The following is a 20,064-nucleotide window of genomic DNA, read 5'->3' on the forward strand; positions in this document are numbered from 1 at the left end:
GCGTCTTTCCGGTGGCAAGCCGGGATCCGGCCAAGGAAGGAACATAGCCCAACTCCAAGGCAATCCTTTGCACGCGCTTGCGAGTCTCGATCGAAATGCCAGGAATATCGCGAAGGGCGCGGGAAACCGTAGACACTGAGACGCCAGCACGTTCGGCGACGGTTTCCACGGAAGAAGGCATGGGCATAAAATTAGCTTCTTTTACAGAATTTCGCAAGCGCTTGCGATGCTTCACCCAGCGGAAGAGTTTCGCCGCTGCCCGTTCCAATCGCAGTCCAGGGATCGACAAAAGTCGCGGGCCGCTTTCGGTCGCCGGGACGTTCCAGGAAATCGAGCCGGGCAAGCGCATCGTGTTCACCTGGGGCTGGGAGTCCGCCACGGACCTGCCCGGCGACCACTTCCTGGGACGCCTGGTCGCGGAGGCGTCGTCGGATTCCGGTGCCGGCCCGGACGAATGGTCCGCTGCCCCGGACCCCATCGACCACCTCATCGCCGCCGACGCGTTGCCGGCAGTCCTCCTGGGGGTCTTGCGTAAGCTCACCCCGGAAGACCGGGAAGAGCCGACGCCGTGCGAGGACTTCACTGCCCATGAACTCCTTGGGCACCTGGCGGGGTCGCTGAAGAACATCGGTACCGCCCTGGGTGTCGACGTTATGGACCGCGCCGATGCGACTCCCGAAGTCCGCATCGCCGAACTTGCCCAGCCCACGCTGGAAGCGTTCGCCCGCCGCGGCGTTGACGGCACCATCGACATGGGTTTCGCCGAACTCCCCGCCACCATGGTGGCCAGCATCCTGAACCTCGAGCTGCTGGTCCACGCGTGGGACTTCGCGAAGGCAAGCGGCCAGGACCTGGCAGTGTCCGACGTCGTCACGGACTATGTAGAGGGCCTGGCCGTGGTGACCATCTCCGAGCAGGTCCGCTCCGGCGGCAGCTTCGCGCCCGCCCAGCCTGTCGCGGAGACCGCCGGCAGCCTCGAGCGACTCATTGCGTTCACCGGGCGGACTGTCACCGCCTGATCGTTTCGCCCCCGCAACAACAAAACAACAATCACGAAAGAAGGAACGAAAATGTCCAAGTTTCTCTTCATCTACCACTCCCCGGTGACACCCGCCGAGGCCGCGCCGCCGGCACCGGAAGACATGGAAGCCGCCATGGGGGACTGGAACGCCTGGGGTGCCAAAGTGGGCGACGGGCTGATCGACTTCGGAACCCCTTTGGCCAACGGCGTCCGCGGGTCGCCCGGCGGAGCCACCGCGCCGAGCCAGCTCGAGGTCTCCGGATACAGCCTCATCGAAGCCGAGACAGCTGGGGCAGCCCTGGAACTCGCCAAGCAGCACCCGCACCTGAACATGCCGGACAGCGAAATCGAGGTCCACGAGGCACAGCAGATCCCCGGCAGTAGCTGTAGCCCTTCCATTCACATCCCGCAGCGTGTCCGCCGCCGCACGGCGGCGGACCCCGGCACGCCTCAGAATCACCCTGAAAATCAAGGAATTCTCGCCGACGCAACGGCTGGCATGGGGCGATGCCCTGGGAACCCGCGTCTACACGCTGGCGGAGACCGGTCCTGGCCAGACCCGGTTCGAAATGCATCGGCGGTCCGGTGTTCCCGCTCTTCGCGAGCAAGATTCCGTCCTTCGACGCTAGCTTCGCCCAGTTCGCCACCGACCTGAAAGCCGCCGCCGAAGCAGCCCGCTGTTCCCGCCGGCCGCAGTGGCGGTAGCACTGGTTGTAAACAACTGATGCGCATAAGAAAACTTCAGGCTATGATGGCTGTCACACCCGCCGATCAATCCTCGAAGGAGAGGCTCATCTTGAAAGAGCTGCGCATCGAAGCCAACGGCAACCTTGGCCCCATCGATTCATCCCGTATCCCGCGCTATGCCGGCGCTGCAACCTACGCCCGCCTGCCGCGCCTGGACCAGGTGGCCAAGGCTGACGTGACGGTGGTGGGAGTGCCCTTCGACTCGGGTGTTTCGTACCGCCCGGGTGCCCGTTTCGGGTCCAACCACATCCGGGAAGCGAGCCGCCTGCTCCGGCCCTACAACCCGGCCTGGGACGTCAGCCCGTTCGAAAACATCCAGGTGGCTGACGCCGGCGATATGGCGGTCAACCCGTTCAACATCAACGAAGCCATCGAAACCATCCAGCAGAACGCCCTGGACCTCACGGCGGCCGGCAGCAAGCTGGTGACGCTCGGCGGGGACCACACCATCGCCCTGCCGCTGCTCCGTGCGGCTGCCGAGCGGGCAGGCGGGCCCATTGCCATGCTGCACTTTGACGCCCACCTCGACACCTGGGACACCTACTTCGGCGCCGAATACACCCACGGCACCCCGTTCCGCCGGGCCGTTGAGGAAGGCATCCTGGACACGGAAGCGATCAGCCACATCGGCACCCGCGGCCCGCTCTACGGCAAAAAGGATCTCGACGACGACCACCGCTTCGGGTTCGGCATCGTCACGTCCGCGGACGTCTACTACCAGGGCGTCCTGGAGACCGTTGCCAAGGTCCGCGACCGGATCGGCAACCGCCCGCTCTACATCTCCGTGGACATCGACGTCCTGGACCCCGCACACGCCCCGGGCACCGGAACCCCCGAGGCCGGCGGCATCACCAGCCGCGAACTCCTGGAGATCATCCGGGGCTTCCGCGGCATGAACCTGGTGGGCGCCGACGTCGTCGAGGTTGCTCCTGCCTACGACCACGCCGAAATCACCGGCGTGGCAGCCAGCCATGTGGCCTATGAACTGATCACCCTGATGGCGGACAATGCTGTTGAAGGCGACCGGTTCGGGACCGCCAACGGCTACGCCGCCCAGGCTCTCGGCCAAGAAGCCCGCCAACCTGCCGGTTTCGCCGCCGGAACCAAGGAGTAGCCACCATGATTGATTTCGATCCGGGCACGGCAGCCCCTACCAAGGGGACCAGCCAGCGCAACGGCGGGGACCTCGTCGTCGAAACCCTTGAGGCGCTCGGCGCCAAGACCGTCTTCGGCATCCCGGGCCAGCACGCGCTCGGCCTGTTTGACGCCATGGGCCGCGGCAACCTGCACTTCGTGTCTTCCCGCGTGGAGAACAACAGCGCCTTCGCCGCGGACGGGTACTCCCGCGCCACCGGTGAAGTGGGCGTGCTGTTCCTGTCCACCGGACCCGGCGCGCTGACGTCCCTCGCCGGCCTGCAGGAGGCCTACGCCACGGGTGTGCCCATGGTGGTGGTGGCCAGCCAGATCCCGCTCGAAGGACTCGGCGCCCGCCGCAAGGGCATGCTCCACCAGCTCGATGACCAGAAGGCCTCGGCCGCGAACGTCACCAAGAGCCAGCGCCTGATCCAGCACGCGTCCGGGATCCCGTCAGCCATCCAGGATGCCTGGACTGAAGCCATCTCCTCGCCGCAGGGCCCGGTCTGGCTGGAAATCCCGCAGAACGTGCTCCTGGATCCCATCATGGTGCCCCCGGTGGAGGACGCGCTCGCCGAAGCAGCGGACAACCCGCCCCGCGTGGAGCTGGTCCGGGAAGCAGTGAAATGGCTGTCGACGGCGGAACGTCCCGCAATCATCGCCGGTGGCGGTACCCGGCGTGGCCGGGCCGAAAAATCGCTGCTCTCGATTGCCGAAAAGCTGCGGGCGCCGGTCATCTGCACACCTGGCGGCAACGGCGCCTTCCCTTGGACCCATGAGCTCTCGCTGCAGTCCTGGATCGAGGACCGACACATGACGGACCTCCTGGAGGACGCCGACGTCCTGATTGTCATCGGCTCCTCCCTCGGGGAAGTCACGTCCAACTACTTCACGTTCGCGCCCCGCGGCCGCATCATCCAGATCGACGCCGAGCCGCGCGTCCTCGAATCGAACAGCCCCGGCCTGGGTATCCGTGCCGACGCCGGCCAGGCGCTCACCGCCCTCGACGAGGCCCTTGTGGCGCCCGTCGACACCACCCGCAGCTGGCACGGGACCGCCCCGGAGGACCTGGTGAAGGACTCGCTCGCCAAGGTCAAGGCAAGGCTGGAATCCCAGGACCTGGGCAAAGAGCTGAAGTTCATGTCCGACATCCGGGAAGCCGTCCCCGCGGACATGCAGACCTTCTGGGACATGACCATTTCCGCGTACTGGGGCTGGAGCTGCTGGGATGCCCGGCAGGGCCAGTTCCACTCCGCCCAGGGTGCCGGCGGCCTGGGCTACGGCTTCCCGGCAGCCATCGGCGGCGCCGTCGGGCTGGAAACAGTCGGCAAACCCAGCCGGGTCCTCGCGGTGTCCGGTGACGGTTCATCCATGTACTCCATCTCCGAACTCGCCACCGCCAAGCAGCACAACGTCCCGGTCACCTGGCTGATCGTGGACGACGGCGGCTACGGCATCCTGCGTGAATACATGGTGGGCGCGTTCGGCAAGGCCACGGCCACCGAGCTTGCGCGCCCCGACTTCGTCAAGCTCGCCGAAGCATTCGGTGTGCCGGCCACGCGGGTGGCCCCCGAGGACGTCGGGGACGCGCTCAAGGCGGGCTTCGCGGCGGACGGACCCAACGTCGTCGTCGTCGAAACCCTGCTCAAGATGTTCGGCCCCACCCACCTGGACGACTGAACACCCAGCACCTAAGCGCGCGCGAACTGGCAGCTAATACCCTCCCCAAGCAAATTTGAGGGTATTAGCTGCCGGTTCGCGCTTGGCGTTTAAGGCCAGTGACCCCTGCCATCTCTTCTTTAGTTTCCTAAAGCAACCATTTATGTATATAGTTGCCTTAGGCAAATAAAAGAGGAGCTCAACCATGGCAGTCGCCCCGGACACCGCAGCGGACCTTGTCTACCGCATCTTCGACCTCCAACGGGTGGTCCGATGCGTGGCCGCGGCGAGCTTCCGCGGACAGGACACCGGGGTTGCGCTGCAGGGCGTCCTCAGGTTCGTGGGGGAGGGGGAGTCCCGCGCCACCCAGCTGGCGGAGCGGCTCGGTGTCAGCGCCCCCGTCCTCAGCCGCCACATCGCGGACCTTGAAGAGCAGGGTTACGTCATCCGGCGGCAGGATCCCGACGACGGCCGCGCCCAGCTGGTTGCCCTGTCGCCGGCCGGCGCTGACAAGCTCCGGAAGATCGAAGAGCGCCGCACGGCCACGCTGCAGGAGTACCTCAGCGACTGGAGCCAGGAGGATGCCGAAGACACGGCACGGATCCTGACAAAACTCTCGGAGTCCCTCAAGCATTCAGCCCGGGCACATGCAGTCCCGGCACTTTCAACCGCGGCAACAGCCACCGCAACCCAGACCCTCCAGGAGCACTGATATGTCGAGCCAACCCGCCGCACCACCCTTGGCGATGACCCACCGCCAGATTATGGAAGCCCTGACCGGGCTCCTCGCGGCGTTCTTCACCGCCATCCTCAGCAGCACCATCGTGGCCAACGCGTTGCCCACCATCATGTCCGATCTGCACGGCACCCAGACCGACTTCGCCTGGGTGATCACCGCCGCGCTCCTGGCCAACGCCGTCACCACCCCCATCTGGGGCAAGCTGTCCGACCTCTTCAACAAGAAGCTCCTGGTCCAGCTGAGCATTGTCATCTTTGTGGCCGGCTCGGTCATGGCCGGACTCTCCGAGACCATCCCGCTGCTGCTCACCGCCCGCGTTATTCAGGGCGTGGCCATGGGCGGGCTCACAGCGCTGGCGCAGGCCATTATCGGCACCATGATCCCGCCGCGGGACCGCGGCAAATACTCCGGCTACATGGGCGCCGTGATGGCGGTAGGCACTGCCGGCGGCCCGCTGCTCGGCGGATTCATCGTGGACAGCCCGCTGGGCTGGCGCTGGACCTTCTTCGTCTGCGTGCCGCTCGCCGTCGTCGCGCTTATCCTGCTCCAGATCACCCTGAAAATCGAGCACATCAAACGCCACGTCAAGATCGACTGGCTTGGCTCCATCCTGCTGACCTCCGGCGTCAGCCTGCTCCTGATCTGGGTTTCCTTCGCCGGCAACCCTGCCTACTACGACTGGGTTTCCTGGCAGTCGGCCGCCATGGTGGGCGGCGGTGTGGTTTTGTTGGCCCTGCTGGTGCTGGTGGAGTCCAAGGTGGAGCAGCCCATCATCCCGCTGAAGATCATTTCCGAACGCACCACCGCTTTGGCCATCATCGCTTCAGTGGCCGTGGGCATCGCGATGTTCGGTTCAACCACGTTCCTGGGCCAGTACTTCCAGGTGGCCCGCGGCGCCACGCCTACCGAAGCCGGGCTCCTGACGCTGCCGATGATCGCCGGCAACCTGACCGGCTCCGTCGTTTCCGGTCTGCTCATCAGCCGCACCGGCAAGTGGAAGGGCTACCTGATCGGCGGGTCCATCCTGCTGATCGGCGGCCTCGGCCTGGCCGGCACCATGGACCACACCACCGAACTCTGGCAGGCGGGGATCTTCACGGCAATCCTCGGGGTGGGCCTCGGCATGCTGATGCAGAACCTGGTCCTGGCGGTGCAGAACACCGTGCGGGCGTCCGATATCGGTTCGGCGAGCGCGTCCGTGGCATTCTTCCGTTCGGTGGGCGGCGCAATCGGTGTGTCCGTGCTCGGCGCCATCCTCAGCAGCCGGGTCAGCGAACTCGCCACGCAGGGCCTGGCCGCGGCCGGCATCCCGGTGGAGGGCGGGTCCGCAGGAGCCAGTATGGACCTCGTTGACATGCCCGCACCGGTCCGCGAGATCATGCGCGCCGCTTACGGCGACGCCACCGCCGAGGTGTTCGTGATCTCCGCCGGTGTTGCGGTGATAGCCCTGATCTCGGTCCTGTTCATCAAGGAGCGCCCGCTGCGGCGCACCGTTGACATCCAGCCGGAGGCGCAGCCAGGGGCGGGGACCGGCGCGGGGGAAAGCGCCGCAGAAAGCGCCAACGCTGAAAGCACGACGCCGAAACTCGCCTCCGCGAGCCGCTGACCTCAGCACGGCTACTGACAGAGGCGCGAACGGACACTTGAGGCCCCCGCGATCCGGGGCCGCAAGTGCCCGTTCGCGCAGGTGGGTGGGGAGGAACGTGTGGGGGAGTACGCCGATCGGATGATCTTTGCCGTAGATGTTTCGCCCGGGCAACGGATTTCGTAGAGTAGGTAGGCTGAGAAATGTCGGCCCCGTCTGTTACTACTTATCCTCATCGTTTCGCGCTCTCTTCCTAAGGATTCACGGGCATGCTCCTCACCCTCATACGGCGCTACTCCAAACCGTATATGCCATACATCGTGGCCGTCGTAGTGTTCCAACTGGCATCCACCATCGCAGCGCTCTACCTTCCCAGCCTCAACGCCCAGATCATCGATGAAGGCGTTTCCCGCGGGGACACGGACTTCATCTGGCGGACCGGTTCCGTGATGCTGCTGGTGGCCATTGTCCAGGTGGCCACGGCCATCGCCGGCGTCTTCTACGGTTCCAAAACAGCCATGGCCGTGGGCCGCGACCTGCGCCGCGGGGTGTTCCGCAAGGTCACCAGTTTCTCCGCCAAGGACGTGAACACGTTCGGCGCCCCCACCCTCATCACCCGCGGCACCAACGACGTCCAGCAGGTCCAGATGCTTGTGCTGATGGGACTGAACTTCATGGTGGCCACCCCCATCATGTGCATCGGCGGCATCATCATGGCGCTGCGCGAGGACATCAGCCTCTCGTGGCTGGTCTGGGTCTCCGTGCCCGTGCTGATCGTGGTGGTGGGCTACCTGGTGGTCCGGCTGATGCCCCTGTTCCGTTCCATGCAGAAGAAGATCGACCGCATCAACGCCGTCCTTCGCGAGCAGATCATCGGCATCCGCGTAGTCCGCGCCTTTGTCCGCGAACCCTATGAGACCGAGCGATTCGGCGTTGCCAACAAGGACCTGACCGACGTGTCCCTGAAAATCGGGGCCCTGTTTGTCCTGATGTTCCCGGCCATCGGCATGATCCTGCACCTGTCCACGGCCGCGGTGCTGTGGTTCGGCGGCCAGCGCGTGGATTCGGGCGAAATGCAGGTGGGCGCCCTGACCGCCTTCCTGCAGTACCTGCTCCAGATCCTGATCGCCGTCATGATGGGCACGTTTATGGCCATGATGATCCCGCGCGCCTCCGTCTGCGCGGACCGCATCGGTGAAGTGCTCGACGTCGAACCCTCCATCCACGATCCCGAACATCCTGAGACTCCCGCCACGCTGGCCGGGGTAGTGGAATACCGGAACGTCACCTTTGCCTACCCCGGTGCCGAGACGCCGGTGTTGAGCAACATCAGCTTCACCGCCAAGCCGGGGGAGACCGTTGCCATCATCGGTTCGACCGGTGCAGGCAAGACCTCGCTGCTGGCCCTGCTGCCGCGCCTGTACGACATCGCCGAGGGCGAAGTCCTCCTGGACGGCGTCTCCGTCAGCAACCTGGACCGTGCCGAGATCACCAAGCGCGTGGCCCTGGTGCCGCAGCGGCCGTACCTCTTCTCGGGCACCATCGAGCACAACCTGCGCTTCGGCAAGACCGAGGCCACGGACCAGGAACTCTGGGACGCGCTGCAGATCGCCCAGGGCGAGGGCTTTGTCCGCGAGAAGAAGAACGGACTGAACGCCCGCATCGCGCAGGGCGGCACCAACGTCTCCGGCGGCCAGCGGCAGCGGCTCTGCATCGCCCGGGCGTTGATCACCAAACCCAAGGTCTACCTCTTTGACGATTCGTTCTCGGCGCTGGACGTCGCAACCGATGCCAGGCTCCGCGCCGCGCTGAAACAGACCACCGCCGACGCCACCGTGATCATCGTGGCCCAGCGGATCTCCACCATCACCGACGCAGACCAGATCCTGGTCCTGGACAACGGCCGGATCGTGGACCGCGGAACGCATGAGGAACTCTTGGAAACCTCACCCACCTACCAGGAAATTGTTGAATCCCAGCTGAGCGTGGAGGAAATGGCATGAGCGCCGCCAAGAAGGTCTCGACAGGCTCGACCACCGAAACGACAGGCTCGACCACCGAAACGAACCCGGATTCCGTAACCCCCGAAGACCTCCTGGAGGACGACGATTTCTTCGAGGAGGAATACAAGCCCTCCGAGGCCGACGGCGACATGTTCGGCGGCATGCCCGCCAAAAAGGCAGAGCACTTCTGGCCGTCGGCGAAGCGCCTGATGGGCCTCCTGAAGCCTGAAGCTGTGGGCATCTACGCGGTGGTGGCCCTGGTGGTGGTCTCGGTGGTCCTGAACGTCATCGCCCCCAAGATCCTGGGCCAGGCCATGGACGTTATCTTCGGCGGCGTAGTGGGCAAACAGCTCCCCGCTGGCGCCAGCAAGGAACAGTTCGTGGAAGGCCTGCGGCAGCAGGGGCAGGACAACTTCGCGGACATGGTGTCCCGGATGGAGCTGGTTCCCGGCACCGGGATCAACTTCCAGAAACTCTCGGTCCTGATAGCCATCGTGCTGCTGATGTACTTTGTGGCCAACATCTTCCTGTGGCTGCAGGGCTACGTGCTGAACCGCATCGTCATGAAGGTCATCCGCCGGCTCCGGGACGACACCGAAAAGAAGCTGAACCGGCTCCCGCTGAACTACTTCGACACCCGCCAGCGCGGCGACGTCCTCTCCCGGGTGACGAACGACGTCGACAACGTCCAGCAGGCGCTGCAGCAGGCGTTCGCACAGCTGATCAGCTCGCTGCTGACAGTGATCGGCATCGTCATCATGATGTTCATCGTCTCCTGGCAGCTCGCTCTCATCGCCCTCGTTGCGCTGCCGCTGTCCGGTGTGGCTGCCGGCCTGATCGGCTCGCGCAGCCAGAAGCTCTTCGCCGCCCAGTGGAAGAACACGGGCGAGCTGAACGGCCAGATCGAGGAATCCTTCTCCGGGCACGACCTTGTGCGGGTCTTCGGCCGTGACGCTGACATGCTGGAACGCTTCGAAGAGCGGAACGAAGCCCTCTACAAGGCCAGCTTCGGAGCCCAGTTCGTCTCCGGCATGATATTCCCCGTCATGCAGTTCGTTTCCTACCTCAGCTATGTGGGCATCGCCGTCGTGGGTGGCCTCCGCGTGGCCTCGGGCTCGATGTCCCTGGGCGATGCCACCGCGTTCATCCAGTACTCGCGAGAGTTCACGCAGCCGCTGGGCCAGATGGCCGGCATGGCCAACATGCTGCAGTCCGGCGTCGCGTCCTCGGAGCGGGTCTTTGAATTCCTCGACGCCGATGAGCAGGACTCCGAGACCGCCACCGAGCACCTGCCGGCCAAGACCGACGGGCATGTGGAGTTCAAGGACGTCACGTTCAGCTACACGGAGGACAGGCCGCTGATCGAAAACCTGTCCTTCACGGCGGAACCGGGGCACACCGTGGCAATTGTTGGTCCCACGGGGGCCGGCAAAACCACCCTGGTGAACCTCGTGATGCGCTTCTACGAGCTCAACTCCGGGTCCATCACCCTGGACGGCGTGGATGTCACGCACCTGAGCCGGTCCGAGCTGCGGTCCAAGGTGGGCATGGTGCTCCAGGATGCGTGGCTGTTTGGCGGGTCCATTTTCGACAACATCCGGTACGGCAACCTGGACGCCACCGAGGAGCAGGTCATGGCAGCCGCCAAGGCCACCTTCGTGGACCGCTTTGTGCGCGCCCTGCCGGAGGGCTACGACACCGTGATCGATGAAGAAGGCAACAACGTCAGCGCCGGTGAAAAGCAGCTCATCACCATCGCCCGCGCATTTGTGGCCAACCCGTCGCTGCTCATCCTGGACGAGGCCACCAGCTCCGTGGACACACGCACCGAGCTGCTGGTCCAGAAGGCCATGGCGGCGCTGCGGACGGACCGCACCAGCTTTGTGATCGCGCACCGGCTCTCCACCATCCGGGACGCCGACACCATCCTGGTGATGGAGAACGGCAAGATCGTGGAGCAGGGCAACCACAAGACGCTGCTGGCGGCTGAGGGTGCCTACTACCGGCTGTACATGTCCCAGTTCGCCGGTTCCGATGTTGAGGAAACCGTTGTGGACGATTCGACGGCGGTCCACAGCTGAGCGCCCTGGGAACCGACCACGCGTCTGAGAACACGTCCGGCCGCGGTCCAAGCACTCCGGAATCCCGGCGCATCGAGGTCCTGGTCCCGATGCGCTGGGGCGACATGGACGCCTATGGGCACATCAACAACGTCCAGATTGTCAGGATGCTCGAGGAGGCCCGTATCGCAGCGTTCGGACCTCCCCGGGGTGCCGGCCTACCCGGCATCGAACCGGAAGTGTCGCTCTTCAACGACGTTCCGGAGGGAACTCTTGCGCTGGTGGTGGACCACAAGATCCGCTACGTCAGGACGTTGGAATACCGCAACATCCCGGCATTGGTCCAGGTGTGGATCGGCGCGGTGAAGGGCGCCAGTTTCGACATCCACTATGTGGTGCAGGACCCGGTCACCAGGGAGGAGTGCGTCCGGGCCAGCAGCCATCTGGCGTTTGTGGACGAAGCTTCCGGCCGCGTCCTTCGCCTGACGCCGGAGCAGAAGGAGCGGCTGGCGCCCTTCACCGCTTGAGCCGTTCACGTTTTGAACCGTACGGCGCCGTGCCTGCACACCTGTTGCGCAGGCACGGCGCACACCGGAAACTGGAAATACCCACTAAGGAGCGTTGACCATGGCCAAGAAAAACAAGAAGACCTGGAAAGAGATGTCACCGGCGGCACGGGCGGGATTCGTGGTCATCGGGATAGGGCAGGTGGCGCTGATGCTGGCCGCCCAGCGTGACATCTCCAAGCGTCCGGCGGCGCAAATCAACGGGCCGAAGGCAGCCTGGCGGGTGGCCGCCCTGATCAATTTCATCGGGCCGATGGGCTACTTCATTCTGGGGCGCAAGCGGCCCGGAGCCGGACTCGGGGCAGTTAAGTAGCAGGCCTCGGATCTGCACACCGTCAGGGTCTTCGGAGCGGGCATCCAGTTTGAGCCTGTAAATTTGAACCCATGACCCCAAATCCCAAGACTGCCATGCACCGCGCCCTCGGTGTCTCAAAGGAGATCGAGGACGCGGCTTGGTTTGTGCTGGGTCCGGGCCTGCAGGGCAAGCCGTCGGCCCTGGACGGGAAGACCCTGACCTGGACAGCGGAGGCTGCGGCGGAGCTGCTGGAGCGCCTGGACCGGGGAGCCGCGGATGCCAAGGCGCCCATGATGACCAACCTCCGGCAGAACCTCGAGGACGCCTCCCGGGAGGCCAAGCAGCTGGCCGTGGAGCTGCTCTTCCTGCAGTCACTGCCCCTGGCGCACGAGGTCAAGTCGCTGAAGGTCAAGCGCGCCCGGGTGGCGGAGGCCGCGTCCTGGCTGGAGACAGCGCTGGAGCCGCCGCTGGAGCTGCCCGAGGAACTCTATAAGGGCATGACGGACCACGGCGTGATCAGGGACCGCACCGCCGAATTCAACTGGACCATCTGGGACCACCTGAAGTGGCTCTGCCGGTTTGTGCAGCATGTGGACCAGCAGGTTCCGGCGGCCATCGCCAAGGCGCTGAAGGACCCGCTGAAGTTTCACGACCTCGCCGCGGGCACCCCGGCGGACCAGCCCGCCATCCGCCGCAGCATCGAGTACCTGGCCTGGCCCAGCTACTTCGAACCGGTAGTGGCGGACGTGGAGCGGCAGGAAATCCGCGACGCCTTCGCCTCGCTGGTGGGCGGGGCCAAGGGGGATTCCGACGAGGAAATCACCGCGGATATTAACCGCATCCGCCTGCACCTGGATGAACAGGCGGGCCAGCGCATCGACTGGTACGCCCGCCAGCTGGTCAGCCAGTGGCGCAAAGTGGGGGACCCCGGCCGACGCGCGTGGCTGCTGCGTACCCACAGCGACAACGCTGACCTCCTCAACGCATGGCAGGACGAGGAGAAGGTTACGCTCGACGTCGAACATCTCCGCCACCTGGACCCGGGCGTGACCGCGGGGCTGGTGCAGCACGCCGTGGACGAGGACTACAAGCATCTCGGCTACGTCGAGCGGGAGGACACCAAAACGGCGGTGTTCGCCTTCCTCACCGTCATGAAGCCGGGCGACCTGGTCCTTTACCAGCACGCCGGCACCGTGCGGCTGGGCGTGGTGCTGGGCGAGCCCGAGCACAACGACGACAACCGCCGGCTGCGGCGCAAGGTGCGCTGGCTGGACGACGACGGCCACGCCGCCGCTGACCTGCCCCGCCACGTCCAGCGCCAGCTGGCCACCTCGGGGATCGTTGTTGACGTGACCAGGGTGGTGCAGGCGCTGCAGGCGCTCGTGCCGGCCGAGGCGGAACCGGAGGACGACGCCGCCGACGCGCCTGCCGCCGTCGTGCCCCCTGTGCAGGAGGGCTTCCGCCCGCTGAGCCGCGACTTCGCGGATTCGCTGCACATGGACCTGGAACCGCTGCAGGAGATCGCGGAACTGCTGGAGGAGAACCGCCAGCTGGTCCTGTACGGGCCGCCCGGAACGGGCAAGACGTACCTGGCCAAGCATCTCGCGGCGGAGCTGGCCCAGGACAGCACGGACGAGCGGGTGAAGCTGGTGCAGTTCCACCCGTCGTACGCGTATGAGGACTTTTTCGAGGGCTACCGGCCGGACAAGACGGACGAAGGCCAGGTGTCCTTCAAGCTCGTGGCGGGGCCGCTGCGCCGGCTGGCCGAGGAAGCCGCCAAGCCCGGGAACGAAAAGAAGCCCTATTTCCTGATCATTGACGAGATGAACCGCGCCAACCTGGCCAAGGTGTTCGGCGAGCTCTATTTCCTGCTGGAGTACCGCGATGACCGGATCTACCTGCAGTACAGCCCCAACGAGCCGTTTACGCTGCCGGACAACCTGTACATCATCGGCACCATGAACACCGCGGACCGGTCCATCGCCATGATGGATGCCGCCATCCGACGCCGGTTCGCGTTCATCGAGCTGCACCCGCAGACGGAGCCGGTGAAGGGGTCGCTGCTGCGGTTCCTGCAGGTGCGGGACCTGGACACCACACCGGCGCTGCTGCTCGATGCGCTGAACGCCGCCATCGACGAGTGGGACCGGGACCTGATGATCGGCCCGTCGTACTTCATGAAGACGGCCGCCCAGACGCCGGGCGGGCTGCGCCGGATCTGGAAATACGAGCTGATGCCGCTGCTGGAGGAGCACTACCACGGCCAGTTGACCCGGGCGCAGCTGGAGGAGCGGTTCGGGCTGGAGCAGCTGCTGGGACGCCTTGTTACCAGCTAGGCCAACCCACACACCGGCCCACGGCGGCGCGGTGCACGGCGGCGGCGGGTTGGGTGGCGCCGCGCCGGGCGCGGCGGGCGGCGGTGCAGCCCAGCGCGGCCGTGCACCGGCCGCGCGCCATCTGGTCCTCGACGAGCTGTCCAAAGGCACCGTGGAACGCCTGGATGCCGCCAGCGCGGCCTTCGTGAACGCCAGCGGGCTGGCCAAGGCGTCCCCGATGGGTATGGGTTTGTACCGGATCGAGCCCGCGGGCAAGGTGGGGTCGGTCCGCACGGCCACGCTGCAGCTGGATGTGCGCCCCAAGGACCGGCTGGGGCTGAGCAGGCTCCTGTTCCTCCTCAGCTATGCCGGCAACCAGGGCTTCCGGGCCGATTCCGTGGCGGCCACCGAGGACCGCGAACTCTGGAGCGCGCTGGCCGAATCCCTCGCCCAAATGGCGGAGCGTGCGCTTGGACGAGGAGCCTTGCAGGGCTACCTCACCGTTGACGAGTCCCTCCGCACGGTCAAGGGGCGCATCCGGATTTCCGACCAGATCTCGCGCCGCCCCGGCATGCTGGTGCCGCTGGAAGTGTCCTATGACGAATTCACTGAGGACATCGCCGAAAACCGGATCCTGCGGGCCGCTCTGGAGCGGATGGGACAGGTTCCGCGCGTCCGGCCGGAAGTGCTGAGCCGCCTGCGTCAGCTGAAGGGAAAGCTCGACGCCGTCACCCGCCTTCCAGCCGGCGCGCCCCTGCCGCCGTGGACCCCCAGCAGGATGAACGTCCGCTACCAGTCAGTGCTGCGTCTCGCTGAGCTGATCCTGCGGAATGCCTCCGCGGAGGCGGGGGAGGGGAAGCAGCAGACGGCTTCGTTTGTGGTGGACATGGCCCAGGTGTTCGAGGATTTTGTGGGCACGGCGCTCCGCGAGGCGATGGCTGCGTATCCCGGGGAGATGCGGCTGAAGTACAACGCTCTCCTCAGCGAGGCTGTCCACGATTCCGACAGGCTGTCCGTGCGTCCGGATGCGGTGCACCTTTTGGGCGGCCGGCCGGTAGTGGCCTACAACGCGAAGTACAAGGCCGCCGCTGACCTTGGCGCGTCCCTGACCGCCGACCACTACCAGATGCTTGCCCACTGCACCGCCCTGGGTGTGCCTACCGCCTGGCTGGTCTATGCGGGGGCGGGCGAGATGAAACTGCGGCGGATCCTTAACACTGACATCGACATTGTTGAGTTTCCGCTGGATCTGTCGCTGCCGCCGTCGGACATCCTGGCAGCTGTGGCCGACCTGGCGCGGCAGTCCTGGGGCGAAGTGGTCCCCACCCGCCCCCTAACCTCGCAAGCTCGGCCAGGGAACCCGGCGGGCGTGGGCCCAGCCTAGGCCGGGAGGCTAAACCGGCACCCGGAACGTGAAGGTGGTGCCCTGGCCCAGTTTGCTTTCCACCTGGATGGTTCCGCCGTGGGCCTCCACGATTGCCTTGCTGATGGGCAGGCCCAGGCCCACGCCGGGAATAGAGGTCCGGCGGACGTTGCTGGTCCGGAAGAACTTGGCGAACACGTGGGCCTGGTCGTCGGCGCTCATGCCCATGCCGGTATCGCTGACGCGGCAGGCGACGTGGCCGCCGTCGTGCTCCAACGACACCAGGACGTTGCCGCCGTCGGGCGAGTATTTGATCGCGTTGGAGACAAGATTGTCCAGCACCTGGGAGATGCGGGGGCCGTCCACGTGGGCCTCCAGCCTTGCTGGTATATCGGCTTTCAGCGCCACGCGGGAGGCGTCGGCCCGGGGCATCGCGGCGGACACGCTGGCCCGCACAAGTTCAGCGACGTCCACGGCGTGGGGGGTCACGATCAGTTGCCCGTTCCTGGTGGCGAGGAGGTCGGACACCAAGGTGAGGAGCCGTTCTGAATTGCGTTTGATGATGTTCAGCGGTTCCAGTTGGTCGTTGCCGGGATCGTCCTCAAGGAGGAGTTCCACGTAGCCCAGGATGGAGGTCAGGGGAGTCCTGAATTCGTGGGACACACTGGAGACGAAATCATCCTTGGCGGCCAGGGCGTCCACCAGGTCTGTCACATCACTGAACACGATCACCGAGCCGGCGAACGTCCCGTCCGGGTCCTTCATGGCCCGGGCGCTGGTGGTGATGGCCCGCTGCTTCTTGCCTTCGCCGAGCCAGACCAGGTAGTCGGTGAACGTTTCGCCGAGGACGGCCCGGCGCACGGGGCGTTCCGCCACGGGGACTGGGGTGGTACGGTCTGCGGCGAAGACCAGCAGTTGGGACTCGTTCGGATCGTCGATGTCCTTCGGGCGGGCCAGTTCGTGGTTGGCGCGCTGCTTCCGGTTCATCAGGATGTCGTGTCCGTCTGCGTCGACGGCGAGGACGCCCAGGTGCACAGTTTCAAGAACGGAGTTGAGCAAGGCTTCCTGCTGCCTTGTGCTGCGCAGGCTGGCCTGGAGCTGCTCGTCCTTCTCCTCCAGGGTGCGCTGCTGCCGCATCATGCTCAGGGTCAGGACACTGACTGATACGCCGATCCCGAGCATCATGACAGGGAGGAGCAGGGATTTGGCCAAGCTGGGGCCCGATACATCCCCGTGAACCAGCAGCGGAACCCAGATGATGGCCAAGGGCCCGACGAACGATAACCACAGGGAGGCCCGCGGATAATAGCCTGAGGCGCACAGCCAGATGACGGGGAAAACCGCCAACAGGCTGATGCCGGTCAGGCCCTCCTGGCCGCCCTCCCTGCCCAGGGCGATGGAGACAAAGTCCAGGAGCGGGAGGACGAGGAAGCTGGTGTAGGGCAGGCGGTCCCACGGGACGAAGTAACACAGAGCCATGATGGCCAGCTGGGAAACGAGGAAGGCCACGAAGAGTGGGTTGTCCATCGTCCCCGGGAAAAACGCCCACATCAGCAATGTCGTCAGGATGGTGGTGACGAACAGCGGCGTCTGGCTGAGGACAACCCTGGCCGTCAGCCGGTATTCATGGAAGGGCCGCCGGAAAGACTTGAGGCGACCCGCGGCCCACGTTAGGGGTTCACTCATGAACGGCGGCCTGAAGTGGGAGTATAGGGGGATGCATACCAGCAGGATATCGGCAGCGGGCTATACTTCTCACGTTGTCAAGCTGGCGGAGGGGGCTGGTATGAGTGAAGCGCGAGTGGGTCTGGTCATCGAGGATGATCAGGATATCCGCGAGTTGGTACGCACGGTTCTGACTCAGGCGGGGTTTGACGTCACTGTCGCGGGCAGCGGATCCGAAGGGGTTAAGGCTGCGAGAATCTTGAATCCTGACGTTATAACGCTTGATTTGGGGCTGCCGGATATCGACGGGTTCGAGGTCTCCCGCCAGATCCGCGAGTTTTCAGATGCTTACATCGTGATGCTCACGGCACGGGCTGAAGAACTGGATACTTTGATTGGCCTCGAGTCCGGTGCAGACGACTACCTCACCAAGCCCTTCCGCCCCCGCGAACTCCGCGCGCGGATAGCGGCGATGATGCGCCGGCCCCGGTCGGTTCCGGACGCGGGGGAGAGCGCTCCCGTTTCTGATCGCCCGGCGGACGCCGTTAGTGACAGCGGAAACGGTCATTACAGCCACAACGGACTGGAGCTGAGTTACGCCTCACGGTCGGTCAGCGTGGACGGCCAGGAGCTCAACCTGACCCGGACCGAGTTCGAACTCCTGTATGCCCTGCTCGAGGCGGGACGGACTGTCCGGACCAAATCGGACTTGGTGCGTCGGCTCCGGGACGAGGATTACGACGTCGGAAGTTACATCAGCGAGGCGGACGAACGTTCCGTGGAGGTGCACATGGGCAACCTCCGGAAGAAACTCGGTGATTCACCGCAGCAACCGCGCTGGCTGCAGACGGTCCGCGGCGTGGGCTACCGTTTGGCGCCTGGCGGGCGCTGAGCCTGGAGCCTGTGCAGGGTCTGGCGGCTGCACAGGTTGATCGGCCGGAGGTAGTTGACGGCAAGCTGCGGCAGTGCAACGGAAAGTTCCGCACTCGGTGACTCGTCCCGGATTGAACGTTCAAGGTCCATGGCCAGGCCCGCCAGCCGTTCCGCACCCACCATCTGGCTCGATGTCTTGAGGCTAAGGATCGCGTCCACGGCCCCATCCAGGTCTCCGGTGGTCAAGGCCAGCCGCAGCTTGCCGATCCGGTGCGGCAGGCAGTCGATGAAGTTCCCTACGAAGACGCTGCAATAGCCCTCGTCCTCGTCGAGTTCGACCCGCAGCCGGTCAAGTACGGAGGGATCTACCAAGGGGCGCCCTGCGTCATCGGATGGTGCCATTTCCGTCCCTTCCGCTCGTGCCTGCCGCCCCCATAGCGGGATATGACCTGGTTTTGTGTCCACTTTCAGAGTAAATCTGTTACTTGGGGATGCAGCCGATCGGGAAAAGGACTGCGGGATTCCTGAGGAGACTGCGGGTTTTTCATAGGAGTTCATCTTTGCGGGCGCCGATCAATTCGGGAGGCGGCAAAGGCTCAAGTTTGACTCAAGTTCCGGCTGGCGTTCTTGCCTGCCGCCGGCTTGCCGGGCTATTTGCTGGCGCCGAGGAACTCCACCAGGTGGGCTTCGAGGGCGGAGCCGTCCTTCAACTCGCACTCCCACACGGTGAGCACCTCCCACCCGGCGGCCAATAACTGTTGGCGCTGGTCGGCGTCGCGGTCTTTGGTGCGCGTGCGCTTGGCCTCCCAAAAGGCGGCATTCGCCTTGGGCGCGTGCTGGCCTACGCGGCAGTCGTGGAAGTGCCAAAAGCAGCCGTTGATGAAGATGACCTTTCGCCGGCCGGCGAATACCAGGTCCGGGCGGCCGGGCAGGCGGCTTTTGCCGGCGGTGCCGTGCAAGCGGTAGCGGTAGCCCTTGGCATGGAGGAGGCTGCGCACCAGCAGTTCCGGCTTGGTGTTCTTGCCCCTGATGCGGGACATGTTCCAGCTGCGCCGCTCGGGAGTGAGCCTATCCGCCATGATTCCAGCCTACGGGCTCCTAGATTTCGTGCTCCGGCTGGTCGCCCAGCTCGAAATGGCGGCCGCTGACGGACGTGGGCACGATCTCCACGTAGAAATCCTTCAGCGTCGGCACCCAAGATTTCAGGCCGAGCTCTTCGACGGCAGCGAGCTCGGCTGAGCTGGTGAGGACGCGCGCCGTTCCCCGCAGCACCACGGACCAGGCTTCGTCCGAGAGGATGCCGTCCGATTCAAGCAGCACCCTTGAATTGATGGTGAGCTGCGCCAGCTTGTTGCCCGGCGCGGTGCGGAGGTAGATCTTCCGGTCCGAGGTGAGGTAGTTGACGGGGAATATATCCGGTTCGCCGGCAACGGAAACTACCAGCCGGCCGTGGCTGGTAGCTTCCAGGAGTTTCCAGGACTGCTTGTCGTCGAGTTCCAGAACGGGGTTGCCATCTGCGTGGGTAAACATCATAAATCCTATTCTTCTACGTTCGGTAGAAGAATTCTAGGGGTTGCGCGTGGGAATCCGGTTCGCACGGGGCTGGGAGGGCGATTGTCCGTGTGACTTTTTATTGGTCCTTCGCGGTGGTAGAACCGATGGCGGGTGGCTGTGGATAACTTTCATCGCTCAAATGTGTCCTGGGCTACCCTTAAGGTCATTGTTCGGAGCGAGGCGTCTTGAAACTATCGGGGGACTAGCTGCCCATGACATCGCACATCACTTCCACTACTTCGCGGCGTTCGCGCCTGCACCTTGTTGCTGCTGTTGCCGCTTCCGTTTTGCTGTTGACCAGTTGCAACTCGGGTGGCGATCCTGGGGGCACCACGTCCGCGTCTCCGTCTCAGACTGTTAGTCCAAGCGCAACGCCAACCCCGACGGCGACTCCCGCCTATGTGCCCGCCTCGGCTAGCGGCCGTGCTCAGAACGTCCCGGTGCCGGTGTTGCCGGAGGTTGCGAAGACGGAGACGAAGGAGGGG

General features: G+C 65.0%; 18 protein-coding genes and 1 pseudogene. 14 read left to right on the forward strand and 5 right to left on the reverse strand.

The genetic code is table 11. From position 1 onward, the window contains the following. Positions 1-46 precede the first annotated feature (46 nt). Positions 47-349 (reverse strand): annotated as a pseudogene (locus tag V6M49_RS19905) (LacI family DNA-binding transcriptional regulator); the annotation flags it as partial. A gap of 1 nt (position 350) precedes the next feature. On the opposite strand from V6M49_RS19905, the gene V6M49_RS08365 reads away from it, so the two are divergent. The 12 genes from V6M49_RS08365 (at position 351) to V6M49_RS08420 (ending at position 15,508) form a co-directional block, all read left to right on the forward strand. Beyond that, positions 351-1,019, forward strand: a complete 669-nt coding sequence (locus V6M49_RS08365; RefSeq protein ID WP_332760833.1) for a TIGR03086 family metal-binding protein — start codon at positions 351-353, stop codon at positions 1,017-1,019. A 51-nt stretch (positions 1,020-1,070) separates the two neighbouring features. Continuing rightward, positions 1,071-1,676 carry a hypothetical protein gene (locus V6M49_RS08370; RefSeq protein WP_332760834.1) on the forward strand — a complete coding sequence of 202 codons (606 nt, stop codon included), beginning with the start codon at positions 1,071-1,073 and terminating at the stop codon, positions 1,674-1,676. Positions 1,677-1,817: 141 nt separating this feature from the next. Further along, complete coding sequence (gene speB / locus V6M49_RS08375) at positions 1,818-2,882, forward strand: agmatinase (protein WP_056347317.1); 1,065 nt, start codon at positions 1,818-1,820, stop codon at positions 2,880-2,882. 5 nt (positions 2,883-2,887) lie between these two features. Further along, positions 2,888-4,582 carry a thiamine pyrophosphate-binding protein gene (locus tag V6M49_RS08380; protein ID WP_332760835.1) on the forward strand — a complete coding sequence of 565 codons (1,695 nt, stop codon included), beginning with the start codon at positions 2,888-2,890 and terminating at the stop codon, positions 4,580-4,582. Between the two features lie 184 nt (positions 4,583-4,766). Then, complete coding sequence (locus V6M49_RS08385; protein WP_332760836.1) at positions 4,767-5,273, forward strand: MarR family winged helix-turn-helix transcriptional regulator; 507 nt, start codon at positions 4,767-4,769, stop codon at positions 5,271-5,273. A 1-nt stretch (position 5,274) separates the two neighbouring features. Further along, positions 5,275-6,906: an MFS transporter gene (locus V6M49_RS08390; protein WP_332760837.1), complete on the forward strand. Its 1,632-nt coding sequence runs from the start codon at positions 5,275-5,277 to the stop codon at positions 6,904-6,906. A 248-nt stretch (positions 6,907-7,154) separates the two neighbouring features. Further along, a complete protein-coding gene (locus tag V6M49_RS08395; protein ID WP_332760838.1) occupies positions 7,155-8,888 on the forward strand; it encodes an ABC transporter ATP-binding protein in 1,734 nt (577 codons plus the stop codon). Continuing rightward, a complete protein-coding gene (locus V6M49_RS08400; RefSeq protein ID WP_442959706.1) occupies positions 8,885-10,969 on the forward strand; it encodes an ABC transporter ATP-binding protein in 2,085 nt (694 codons plus the stop codon). Before V6M49_RS08395 ends, V6M49_RS08400 begins: the two co-directional genes overlap by 4 nt. Positions 10,970-11,058: 89 nt before the next feature. Continuing rightward, entirely contained in the window at positions 11,059-11,475 is a 417-nt protein-coding gene (locus V6M49_RS08405) for an acyl-CoA thioesterase (protein WP_141139619.1), read from the forward strand. A 100-nt stretch (positions 11,476-11,575) separates the two neighbouring features. Then, entirely contained in the window at positions 11,576-11,827 is a 252-nt protein-coding gene (locus V6M49_RS08410) for a PLDc N-terminal domain-containing protein (RefSeq protein WP_141139620.1), read from the forward strand. Between the two features lie 71 nt (positions 11,828-11,898). Continuing rightward, positions 11,899-14,145: an McrB family protein gene (locus V6M49_RS08415; RefSeq protein ID WP_332760839.1), complete on the forward strand. Its 2,247-nt coding sequence runs from the start codon at positions 11,899-11,901 to the stop codon at positions 14,143-14,145. Positions 14,146-14,266: 121 nt separating this feature from the next. After that, a complete protein-coding gene (locus V6M49_RS08420) occupies positions 14,267-15,508 on the forward strand; it encodes a 5-methylcytosine restriction system specificity protein McrC (RefSeq protein WP_332760844.1) in 1,242 nt (413 codons plus the stop codon). 9 nt (positions 15,509-15,517) lie between these two features. On the opposite strand, the gene V6M49_RS08425 is transcribed toward V6M49_RS08420, so the two are convergent. Next, a complete protein-coding gene (locus tag V6M49_RS08425; protein WP_332760840.1) occupies positions 15,518-17,173 on the reverse strand; it encodes a sensor histidine kinase in 1,656 nt (551 codons plus the stop codon). 100 nt (positions 17,174-17,273) lie between these two features. On the opposite strand from V6M49_RS08425, the gene V6M49_RS08430 reads away from it, so the two are divergent. Then, positions 17,274-18,044 carry a response regulator transcription factor gene (locus V6M49_RS08430; RefSeq protein ID WP_248762222.1) on the forward strand — a complete coding sequence of 257 codons (771 nt, stop codon included), beginning with the start codon at positions 17,274-17,276 and terminating at the stop codon, positions 18,042-18,044. Here V6M49_RS08430 and V6M49_RS08435 read toward each other — a convergent pair. The 3 genes from V6M49_RS08435 to V6M49_RS08445 all read right to left on the reverse strand — a co-directional run bounded on the left by V6M49_RS08435 (position 18,017) and on the right by V6M49_RS08445 (position 19,558). Beyond that, on the reverse strand, positions 18,017-18,427 hold the full coding sequence (locus tag V6M49_RS08435) for an Hpt domain-containing protein (protein WP_141139623.1): 411 nt from the start codon (positions 18,425-18,427) through the stop codon (positions 18,017-18,019). The two genes, V6M49_RS08430 and V6M49_RS08435, sit on opposite strands and share 28 nt — an antisense overlap. A gap of 248 nt (positions 18,428-18,675) precedes the next feature. Then, entirely contained in the window at positions 18,676-19,104 is a 429-nt protein-coding gene (locus V6M49_RS08440) for a very short patch repair endonuclease (RefSeq protein ID WP_141139624.1), read from the reverse strand. 19 nt (positions 19,105-19,123) lie between these two features. Further along, positions 19,124-19,558 carry a pyridoxamine 5'-phosphate oxidase family protein gene (locus tag V6M49_RS08445; RefSeq protein ID WP_141139625.1) on the reverse strand — a complete coding sequence of 145 codons (435 nt, stop codon included), beginning with the start codon at positions 19,556-19,558 and terminating at the stop codon, positions 19,124-19,126. A gap of 233 nt (positions 19,559-19,791) precedes the next feature. Here V6M49_RS08445 and V6M49_RS08450 point away from each other — a divergent pair. After that, positions 19,792-20,064 (forward strand): DUF6318 family protein (locus V6M49_RS08450; RefSeq protein ID WP_332760841.1); only part of this gene is annotated, 273 nt, incomplete at its 3' end.

This window comes from Pseudarthrobacter sp. (assembly GCF_036675385.1).
Classification (GTDB): domain Bacteria; phylum Actinomycetota; class Actinomycetes; order Actinomycetales; family Micrococcaceae; genus Arthrobacter.